Origin of the sequence: Parabacteroides distasonis, assembly GCF_004793765.1 — a bacterium.
GTDB lineage: Bacteria > Bacteroidota > Bacteroidia > Bacteroidales > Tannerellaceae > Parabacteroides > Parabacteroides distasonis_A.
Window position 1 is genome coordinate 1 of the sequence record NZ_SRYM01000080.1, and the last position, 10,875, is coordinate 10,875.

General features: G+C 44.3%; 10 protein-coding genes. All 10 read right to left on the reverse strand.

Annotation, left to right across the window (positions count from 1 at the left end; translation table 11 throughout):
* Nucleotides 1-106 (reverse strand): cysteine peptidase family C39 domain-containing protein (locus E5342_RS20050; protein WP_135959988.1); only part of this gene is annotated, 106 nt, incomplete at its 3' end.
* Entirely contained in the window at nt 99-2,708 is a 2,610-nt protein-coding gene (locus E5342_RS17920; protein ID WP_121736084.1) for a TIGR04157 family glycosyltransferase, read from the reverse strand. The genes E5342_RS17920 and E5342_RS20050, both read right to left, overlap by 8 nt.
* 29 nt (nt 2,709-2,737) lie before the next feature.
* A complete protein-coding gene (locus E5342_RS17925; protein WP_135959989.1) occupies nt 2,738-3,424 on the reverse strand; it encodes a hypothetical protein in 687 nt (228 codons plus the stop codon).
* Nucleotides 3,424-4,611 (reverse strand): 6-bladed beta-propeller, encoded by a 1,188-nt coding sequence (locus tag E5342_RS17930; RefSeq protein WP_121736018.1) that lies wholly within the window; start codon nt 4,609-4,611, stop codon nt 3,424-3,426. Before E5342_RS17930 ends, E5342_RS17925 begins: the two co-directional genes overlap by 1 nt.
* 27 nt (nt 4,612-4,638) lie before the next feature.
* Entirely contained in the window at nt 4,639-5,784 is a 1,146-nt protein-coding gene (locus tag E5342_RS17935) for a TIGR04150 pseudo-rSAM protein (protein WP_121736019.1), read from the reverse strand.
* A 4-nt stretch (nt 5,785-5,788) separates the two neighbouring features.
* Nucleotides 5,789-7,222 (reverse strand): radical SAM peptide maturase, encoded by a 1,434-nt coding sequence (locus E5342_RS17940; protein ID WP_121736020.1) that lies wholly within the window; start codon nt 7,220-7,222, stop codon nt 5,789-5,791.
* Between the two features lie 177 nt (nt 7,223-7,399).
* Entirely contained in the window at nt 7,400-7,570 is a 171-nt protein-coding gene (locus E5342_RS17945; protein WP_121736021.1) for a TIGR04149 family rSAM-modified RiPP, read from the reverse strand.
* A gap of 75 nt (nt 7,571-7,645) precedes the next feature.
* Nucleotides 7,646-8,110 (reverse strand): HU family DNA-binding protein, encoded by a 465-nt coding sequence (locus E5342_RS17950; RefSeq protein WP_121736022.1) that lies wholly within the window; start codon nt 8,108-8,110, stop codon nt 7,646-7,648.
* 270 nt (nt 8,111-8,380) lie between these two features.
* The gene (locus tag E5342_RS17955) at nt 8,381-8,749 is read right to left on the reverse strand and encodes a DUF3244 domain-containing protein (RefSeq protein WP_121736085.1); all 369 of its coding nucleotides are present in this window, start codon (nt 8,747-8,749) and stop codon (nt 8,381-8,383) included.
* Nucleotides 8,750-8,861: 112 nt separating this feature from the next.
* Nucleotides 8,862-10,577: a tetratricopeptide repeat protein gene (locus E5342_RS17960; protein WP_121736023.1), complete on the reverse strand. Its 1,716-nt coding sequence runs from the start codon at nt 10,575-10,577 to the stop codon at nt 8,862-8,864.
* Nucleotides 10,578-10,875 lie beyond the last annotated feature (298 nt).

Consider the following 10,875-nt stretch of genomic DNA (forward strand, 5'->3'; position numbering starts at 1 on the left):
TTTGAATCGAGTACGCACGTCCATAGAATCGGGCGATCATCCGAAGGCAGGTGGGACCGCAGTCCATGGAGTCCAGTTGGCGATATGTGGGGAAGGGTTTAAACATCCAAATTCACGATCTTCTCTATACACTCTCCAAAAGTAGTGAATCGGATAGAAATATCAAACAAATCCATGATTTCCGTATCGTTGAACAGAGGATCGTCTTGCTCGCTTTCCGCATACCAACTCGCCCAGCGTTGTCCTTCCGGCTTTGCCAGGTCATATTCCAAGGTGTCGGATAACGAAGGCAGATGAAAAACCACCCAATCGGCACGACCTATGTATTTCCTGTCCGTAGTGACTACCCAGCCGGAAGGGAGTCCGCCCAAATGGGAAACGTATATCCTCTCGTCCACCGTATTGAATATCAAAAGAATCCTCTTGTTGGTTTTAGACCAATATGTCATGGCGATCACGCTATCCGACATACGCCAGTCCGTATACTCCTTTAAATGATTTTCCGCTTTTTGGTAATACTCCCTGCAACGTATGGCGGCCTCGGGTATCATCTCTCCGCAATTTCGCCAGAAACGATCCAAATGACAAGCAGGAACCTCGATCGAGCTGTCTCGCACCTCGGCAAGATAGGCGAACGCCCAGTGATAAAGGCGAAACAGATTCGCATACCACCAACTTTTCAATTCCCGCTCTTCCCCGTCGAACGACCAGCGGTCGGCAAACTGCGCCAACCCGTCCACTACCCGGAACAAGGATCGCAGCCGTCGGCTCCACTTGGTCGTATGCATGACCGAAGAATCGTCTTGGCGGTATCTATAAAACTCCGTGCAGGTAATCGCCAGCCTCTCCGCCTGGCAGAGAACAATGGGAGTCCAAAGCTCATCCTCGTGCATGATCCCCTCCTCGAAACGCACCCCTATCATGCGCAAGAAATCCCGCCGACAAACAAAACGGACAGGAGTAGGAAGATAAGAGCCATCCCTCATCAACCCGACAAAGCCTTCCCTGCCCAGCAAGACTTTCGGTCGCATCCCCTTGACTGGATTGAAAAGCGCCCCCGGATTCCCCTCCTGATCGCAGAACCGGATTTCTCCCATCACAACATCTGCCTGGCTCTCCACCCCCGTGCGAAACAAAGATGCCAACGCATCGCCCAGCACCCAGTCATCACTGTCCACGAATAAGATATACTCCCCCCGGGCCACCTCCAATCCCGTATTACGTGCCACGGAAGCCCCTCCGTTCGCTTGATGGATCACTCGAATACGGCTGTCTTCCAGTGCATAGGCATCCGCTATTTTCCCGGATCCATCCGTCGATCCGTCATCGACAAGCACGATCTCCACGCACGGCCCGTCTATCCCCAACAACGAGTCGAGACAGACCGGCAAATACGCCTCCGTATTATATATAGGAACGATCACCGACAAATCTATATGTTTCTCCTTTTCCATAGCTTCTTCCGTAGGGTTCTCTTCCGCGAATAAGGATTCATAAAACGCCGACATATTCCTGCCAAACACCTCCGAGGAATATCTCTCCACAAATCGCCCGCGTCCGTTCCGCCCAAGCCGCCTCGCCTCCTCCGGGTTCCGCAGCAAAAAGAGGATCTTCTCCGCCAGCCGGTCGGCATCGATCTCTACCCGATCGGCGGATACGGCAAGCGGCACTTTCAGTCCGCACGAATCGTCCACCACCTCGTCCAGACCGGAAGTGGCGGTGGCCACGACCGGCAAGCCGTGCATCATCATCTCTACCGGCACATACCCGAAAGGCTCAAACAACGAGGGAACCACGCCGACATCGGCCACACGATACAACTCCAGCAGCGAGGCCCGATCTAAAAAACCCGTGAAAGTAACCCGCGAGAAAATAGGATTCGCCTCCTCGAAACAATCCTTATAATCTCCATCGCCTACGATCCACAACCGGCTGTCCGGATACTGGCGGGATACCTTCCGGAACGCCCGGATCAAGAAACGGACTCCCTTGATACTATCCAGCCGCCCGACAAAAAGGATGATCCGCTCCTCCGGGCGCAGCTGCCATTTCTCCCGGATCAGCACCGGATCCCGGTCCGTATCTGCCACATCGGCCATCCCGTTCGGGATAACCGCCACCCGATCGGGAAGCAACCCGTAGTCCTCGCATAACAAGGCACGCATATAATCGGAAAGACCGATTACCCGGTCGGTCGCGGCGTAAAACGCCTGCTCCTCCCCGAACGACTCCCGGATCAAATCGTCCAAAGGCTGCGTACACTCCTTCCGCAAGATCGCCCGGAGACGCTCTGGGTTGTCGTAAATAACCGAGCTCCAATCCGAGAAATGCGCCGCCGTAACCACCCGGCAACGAAACGCCGCCTTCAACTCCCGCACCAACGCCTCGTCCCTATAAGAATTTAAATGAAACACCAGCTTCTCCGTATCCCGGATGGAGCGGCGCAGCAGATAAGCAATATTCCGTAAATAGGCCGCTCGCTGCCGTACCTCCAAGGAGTTCCAATCCTCGGCTACCGGCTCCGGAAAAGAGAGATACGAGACTTCCCCCTCCTCCCACCGCTCGATTTGAGCCTTCTCGCCGAACAGATAGACCACATGAATACGGATACCGCTCCCCCGCAACGAGGCTACCAATTCCCGGATGTAGCTGCCCACACCATAAAGCGCACCCCGGTTTCTATTATTGAACAGATACAGATTTATCATCTTTTCCCACAGGTTGAGATCCAACAAATTTATAAAAGGAGCCGCCAAGAGGCATCCACGGCCCCAAGCGAACTTAGCGACTCCAAGCCAGCCCCCGCATATCCACCCGCCAAGCCCGCGCCAGCCAATCGCTCCCAATCCGTCTCCACCAAGGTGTCAACCGGATCCGGATGCCCGGCATAAGCGTGTAGAAAACGAGCGGTATCCCGTATCTCTCCGGGAGAGAAACCGGCCTGATCTTGCTCGATCCGGGCGGCGATCTGCGACAAGCAATCCACGGCCCCCGCATTCGCCCGGCGACAAAGCCAATACCATCCGTAGCCGGTCAGCCCCTCATCCCGGCTATAATCGGGATAAGAGTCATACATCACCGCCCGATACATCCGCTCGTCCAGATCCTCGAAGAAATCCCTGTCCACCCCTATTAATCCACTACGGATCAAGTAGTCGATTCCCACACCGATACCCGCTATCCCCCGTTCGTAATCCGGACGGTAATTGGCATGGAGCTGTTCTTGCATCGCCGCCATCAGATCCCAGGCGTACTCATCGAACAGCTCCTCCCCCGTAAAGCGGGCATAGTGGAAAAAGAAGATGGCGATCCCCAACTTCCCGTGCAACAAACCGGGGCAAGCGGTCAATGTACCGTTCAGCAGCAGCCAATCGGCGATCCGGGAATGATCCGAATGGAATGTATGACAAATGGATGCGCTCATTATTCCTTATACTTGGCGATCATGATGACCGGATTCGACTCCTCATCCAGCCCGGCGGCGATCTCTTTCAAAGGGCCTCGCAGCTTGCCGTCCTTATAAGCCTCTACCAAGTCGGAAGCGGACAATACACGCGTGAACGCTACTCCATTATTATTGATGAGATTCAAGACAAACATCTCAAGGCTCATATTGACCGGCTCCCGATCCACGAAATCCTCATTATAGACTTCCACCTGATAAATCGCCCGCTCTTGCTTGTCATAGGCCAAGGCCGTACGGGGGAAACCCTCATGCTTATCAAAATCATACTCCTTGCGGACAATGTGCATAAAGAAATACCGATCCGACTCGGTCGCTGGGAAAAGGAAATGAACGTCATCCGTCTGGACAGAAGGGGTGCGCACCATGAACGGACGCAACTGTTGATCCGGGCCTATCTTGTAGATCGTATCCGAAGCGGTCTCCGCTAATAGCCACTCACCCCGGCAAGGAACCAACTCCCTGTCGCGAGAGGAGGTAAGCAACATCTTGTTTGGCTCATGAATAAATGTTGATACCTTCTGCCCGTAAGGGATGGGGATCTCCTGAACGAGCCGCCCGTCATGGCTGGACACGATCAGAAAATAATTCCGATTCATGTCAAAATCGCCCGTATTATTCCATAATTCATCATGACATATCAAGTGATCTTGATCCAATACTCCTATTATACCATAATAAATAGAATTTTGATGGGGGAAGCTACGCTTAAAGTTCCCCTCCAAGTCATATACATTTATTTTCTTCGAATAGTGATTATTCACAAAAAGCTCTTGCCGCTCCTCATCCAACACGATATCCAGAATATTGGTGTATTCCTCTCCGCTTTGCCCCAGACGGTTGATCTTCTTAATGCCTTTGCCGGTCTTACGATCGAACAGATAGAAATTCCCATCTGTACGCCCCGTATTTTTCGTAACGATCAGATTTTTTCCTACCGCCCGGACATTTCCCGCGGTCAGGAACTCATCGGTTGTCTCCAATCGCACATACTCGATATCGAACAAATCCTGTAGGATTAACTCCTTTTGGGGATAATTCGCTCTCATATCCACCTCGATCATATCCTTTTCCTTTGATTTTCCCGTATCACAGCCTGTAATAACGCAAAACCATGCGGTTACTAAAAATATATACTTCAATTTCATATATAAGAATATTTTAATCAGTTATTATTAAAAAATCACATGGCACAAATTAGACCTGCCGATCTCTATCTCATAATCAGAAGGAGAAGGACAAAGCCATTGATAAGCACATTGGTTACAAGGACTTTGATTGCGTATACGTAACCAAGATCGGCCTTCTTTTATTTCTTTTTGTATCAAATAATAAATGCTATGCACGGAGATATTCCCTAAAGCCGGATGATGCCGATTTGCGTACACATCTCCATTCGGCTGGATTGTAAAACGACCAAAATCATTATTATTAAGCACTTGCCTTTTAAATAGCTCTTTCATGCAGATAGGAATAGACAGGATATCCTCACTTGTCAAGAACACATTTTCTGTAAAGAATTCTATATTATTTTTCGTATATACCGGAGAAAGAACATATTTTTCTATATCATATCGCAGTATAAGACTTTCAACTAGACGAACATGCTCCTCATTTTCCACATAAAAGACAAATTCATACGAATTATCTTGCGCTTTTAACAGGGCCTGAGTCTCTTTCCATACCGTTTCATCTATCGGAAAATGAACGTCTATTTTGTATGAGAACTTATTCTTAAAATCAGGACTTAACACAAACAATCGATCATAATCTGACAAGATCGTCTTATTCGATTCTATTCGCTCCAAATAAGCGAACAATTTTTCCAGATCCGCATCCATCTCCCTGTCTATCCTCAAGTTAATAGATAATCCCTCCGGAAGAGAACGAACAAAGCGCGATAGTCCCATCACGTCTGTCTCTTGATTTATATGAATCGTTACCTCTTCTAAAAGATGCAACATATTATCCACTCTCAGGAATCCATCCTTAAAATCCTGCCTGCCAGTAAAATCAACATAGGGGAGTATTTGAACCGGCTTTCTTTGAGAAAGACTTACATCAATGATATCTCCCATAAACTTTTCTCTTACTTGATCGATAAACTCCCTGATCTCTATTCGCGCATATTGCTCACTACTTAAAAACGAGACTCCTCCATTCTTCCTCTTCAGAATTTCCTCCAGCAGCATTCTCAGCTTTGGGTTCTCTTTTTTTATAATAGAACCATCCAATGTATTATACAACATTACCTGGTCGTTGAAGACGTGCGGGTACACATACGGCTCTATAAAAAACCAATAACCATCTATTTTTTCCATAACATCAAGCGATAAAAGAGTTTTCAACCATCTCAACCAAATCTTCCGGATATCTCTCCATGAAAGAAAGGTAACGACTCAAATTCAACTTAAAAGCATCCGCATCCACAAAAGCCGGACAAACAAAATCCTTTGACTCCAATCGGTCAATATGTTCTTGAGCCAAAAGGCAAACCGGACAAGCCTTTGCCACATAACATTTGGAACATTGCTCCACTATATGCTTATAATAAGCATTATATTTTTCGGATATTCTTTGAATATCAACCGTTACCGCATCATCATCGACCGTTCCCAGAAAGTGGTTATGACTAACTTTCTCACAAGGCAAAAGTTGGCATTGAGTATTTAGAAACAGTTTTCTCCGAAATGGAGGGCATGTACCTGTGGGAACAGTTTTCACCTTGTCGTATAACAGAGATAATACGTTAGAGTAATATGAATTGACCGAATAATTCCTCAAGAATTTAAATACCTCAGTATTAATACCCAACGCTTTATGTGTAACAGGCAAAAGATCCGAATTAGAATCTAAGAACTCGCCTTCACTTTTCACTTTCGAATGAAGCATTCCTTTTAGGCAATCTTTCTTTTCAGGATTTACAAAACCTGTATTCAAAGGAGATATCATAGGCACTTTATGATATCTACCATAAATAAACTCATAGATTTCCCGGACCGAATTCCGATCATGCAATACCGAATTAAAGCTGATACAATCCTCAAAATAAACAGGATATTTTTCCAAAAGCTGATCCAGATTGGATATAACCCGTTGAAAGGAAGGTTCACCATTTTTCATAACACGATACCCCTGAGCCACTTCGTCTCCATCCAAGCTAATCAATAGCCGAACACTATTTTCCACTAAGAAATCCATGTGTTTATGAAGCAAAGTAGCATTCGTTGTCATATTAAAGGAAAGGGATAGATTCTTTGTTTTATTTAAGATTTTAGCCTCCTCCACTATAATCCTAATAAAATCAAAGTTCATCAAAGGTTCCCCTCCGAAAAAACTAATAGACAATGTTGAATTTTCAGCCTTAAGATCAAACATATATCTTAGGAATCTCAAAGCCTTATCAACATCCATATCCTTCTTGCCTGGCTTATTAAAAGTATATAGGTCACCTAATGAACAATAGGTACACCGCAAATTGCAAAAATCGGTGGTTTCAAATGCAACTTGTTGACTTTGAATTATGCCTTCACGAACAACGGATTCGTTTATAGAAGCCTCAAATTCTATCGAATCAGCACATTCTAAAACATATTTTTTCAGATACTCATACTTTTTCAAGTAATAAGGATCGATTTCCTCCTCCTTGCGATCTAGAACTTTTTTAAGGCTAGGATGCAATAAAAACAAATACCGTGTCCCTGTATTATACAGGTAAGTATTTCCACCTTGGCTCAAAGAAATTATTGATTCAATCATAATTATAGTATTAAAAAGAGAATTTCTAAAAATGCGCCAATCTTCCCGATAGTCCGAGCAAAAATTTCGCCAACGTATATTCTCCAATTTATATCAGACTATTTACTTCTCTCATTTTTGAAGATCGTGTCGATACTTAATCATATAAAAATACCGACACGATCAACACTAATTATTCTATCCATATGAATGCACAGCCGAACTATCTACGCTTGTATGCGGAGAGCAAGCACCTGCACACTCACACCCTCCCTTTAGGACTTTCATCTCGCGTTTAGCTAACGCATTCTCACTCAATTTGTTCAATTTAAGCTTGCCTAGAAGCTTCTTCTCTGATTTGTTGTTCATAAAGCTAAAATTTTAAATTAATTTATAATCTATTTCCCGCCGCACACCGGCAGAACGATAGGTCTGACTTGATTATCAAATCTCATCCGGGCTCTCGCTGTCGCCGCCCTCATCGGGGATCTTGGTCTCGTCGCTGTCCTTGCCCAGCCACTCCATGAAGACGATGCCGTCGTCGGCGATCATGGCGCGATCGTAACCACCGCTCATGTTGCGGGTGCGGTCGGGCGTGAAGCGGATGCGAAGCCCCGTGATCTGGTCACTGCTCACCTCCTTCTCGGTAGGAACCCCCTTTTTGGCGGCGACGATGTTGTAACGAAACCAACCGACACCTTCGATATGGACGGCGCGGCTCTCTTTCATGAAGTCGGCCATTACTTCCGGCAAGGCACGGAACACGGCATGCACGTCGGCCGGGGCGACCGTACTCTCTCTGGCTAACCGCTTGGCCAACTCTTGGGTTTCTACAGGTTTTCCTACTGTGACACTACGGGGATACCATAGATCGTTGATAGCCGCTTTAATACGTTTCCAGAATATCATGGTTTTGCTTTTTTACATATTCCGATCATTCATTTTAACAATCCAGCTGGCTCGACTAGAGGGGGGGTATTCGCTTGTGACTATTACGAGGGTCTCATATGACTATTACGAGACTCGCTTGTGACTATTAAGACATCCTCGTGTGACTATTAAGACAACATCCTCAATATCAAAGCCGAACCTTCATCGCCTAAATAAATCGCCGGAATACAAATTTAACATTAATTTATGAATATGTCACTGCTTATGAGCATATATTATAACGGATAGCTAATTATTTTGTATGACAAATTCTCCCGTAAGCTGACCTAGGCGATGTTCTAACACTACATAAAAGCGTCCTGTGCCAGCCTGATCTAAAGAGATGGATACAGATTCACCCGCCTCGCCTGAGACTATCTCGTTGTACAAGATAGCTCCTTGCTCATTTACAACTTGAACCGTCAAATCCTCCAGGGCATCTATGAAATGTATGCTCAATAGATTTCCGTCGATGGATAATACTGGAGGAGCGGGTACAATCATACGATAATATTCATCGTCCCATTCTCCTTCTATGTCTATGTTATCGGCCCATAGAGGCTGTGTACACAAATGTGTAAGTAGCAACATAAATAAAGTCAACACTTTTGTTCTCATGGTATTTTTCTTTAGAATTACATAACTGCAAAGAAAAAATATATCTGCTATCAACGGGTTCACAAATATGCACATTTGTGAAAAAGGTGTATAAATTATGCATTCTGGAGGGTTAAAAGCGTTGGATGAACTCATCTAACTGTTTAGTGGAACCTTCCTTTTTATGTATTTTTTTATAAAGACGCACACGGGTCATAGATATACTCGTCGTTGTACAGTTCAATAAATTACCGATGATGCTGGGAGGAACCTGGGCTTTGATCAAGCAAGATACTTTCAGATCCTTTTCAGTCAGTTTATTGGTCAAGTTTTTTAGGCGGAACGTGAAATTATTATAGGCTAAATCAATATTTTGATATAAATCTGACCAATCTTGTGCTGTAGGTTTCCAACTCTCTTTACTCTGAAAACGAATACATAACTCTGATTGAAGGAAACTATGCTCCAAATTCTTCTGGCACTCAATAGTACGGGTTATATTTTTATTTTCATTCTCCAATTGTTCTTTTCGTAGAAGCATAAGTTGATTTGGAGCCTCTTGTTTTTCTAATGTCTTAATTTTTTCTTGTAAATCTTGTGTGTAATGTTGATTTTCCAAGAGTTTGTTATTCAAATCCTCATAGTCGTTTTTCATCTCTTTAATCTTCTGTTGTTGCTGTTTTATCAGGTGATTCTTTATTTTTTGTCTAGAGTGATTCAGAAGTAAGAAGGCACACACGATGGTTATACATAGCGCCATGTATAAACGAGTTATCTTCAATTTGTCGATCGCACGGTATGCTTCTGAAAGCTTTTTGTCGCTTTCATGGTAATTATAAAGATCTTGCATTTTACGAATAGACTCTGTTTGCTTTTGCTCATATACGGAATCCCTAAAAATTTGATATTGTTTATAGAAATTTACGCTTGATTTCAAATCTCCTTGTCTTTCTGCCAAGATGGCCAATCGGTGAGCGGCGCTTGCCCGAGTATTCTCATTTTTCAAGCAAGGCTGTAAATAAACCAATGCCGAGTCGAGTTTTCCAGTTTGCAAAAAATAATTGCCTAGTATTAAATAAAGAGGATAATTGATCCTCTTGGAAGTACTTTCTGCCAAAGCTAGGTTAAGATATGCATACGCTTGAGGATAATCCTCTTTATGTATAAGTAAACTTCCTAGCTCTGAATATATAGAGATCACTTTTTTATCTTGCATCAATTTTAGCGCTGATTTATAACAAGCCAATGCGCTATCTTGTAAATGTAACATTACATAATTTCGCCCTAAATCTCTCAATGCAAATACTTGCCCGGTGGAATCTCCAAGTACCCGAAAATTCTCGACTGCTTTTTTCTGAAAAGTTAATGCAGTCTCATATACCATTTGCCTCGTATAGAGCATTCCTATATTATTATTGATTCTGCCGAGTAAAGCATGATTTTTGATCCGCTCCTCTTCTCCCAATGCCTTAAGATAATATTCCTGCGCCTTTAGGGGATGATTCAAGTCTTGGTTGATCCGTCCTTTATAGAACCAAGCTTTCGCTTTCCGTTCCACATCATCCGTCTTCTCATAATAATCCGTGGCGATCGTGATTAAGGAATCGTTTATGTGTGGTATATGATTTTTATTTTGCGCCTCCGTCAGCAGCAAATAATAACGCGCCTTATCTTTTCGGGATAGGTTTTCTTTGTTCTCTATTTGTTCAAGGAGCGTTAACGCACTGTCCGGATGTTGGGGCATAAGATCCTCTACTTTCCGGAAGTCTATGGTTTGATGCCCCATCCCGTCGCAAGAGATCCATATAATAGGTATTAGAATTAACAGGAAAACAATGTTTTTCTTCATTTGCGTGTTATTTGTTGAGGGTAAAAATAATACAAAAAGACGAGAATATCTTGGCTGGAAATCCCGACTTTTTGGATCTATTTTTATTTCCATTACAAACATCTTGAATAACAGACGGTTACGCTAGAAGCAAGTCACCCGCTTATGGCTTGACAAGTGAATAACTAACGGCTTGTCAAGTGAATAACTAACGAGTAGGGGTAGCCGTCAGTTAACGGCTTGGGAAGTGATCAGTTATTCACTTGACATGATACAGATTTACTTCACACGCAATTAACAATTAAAAGAACGTGTGTAA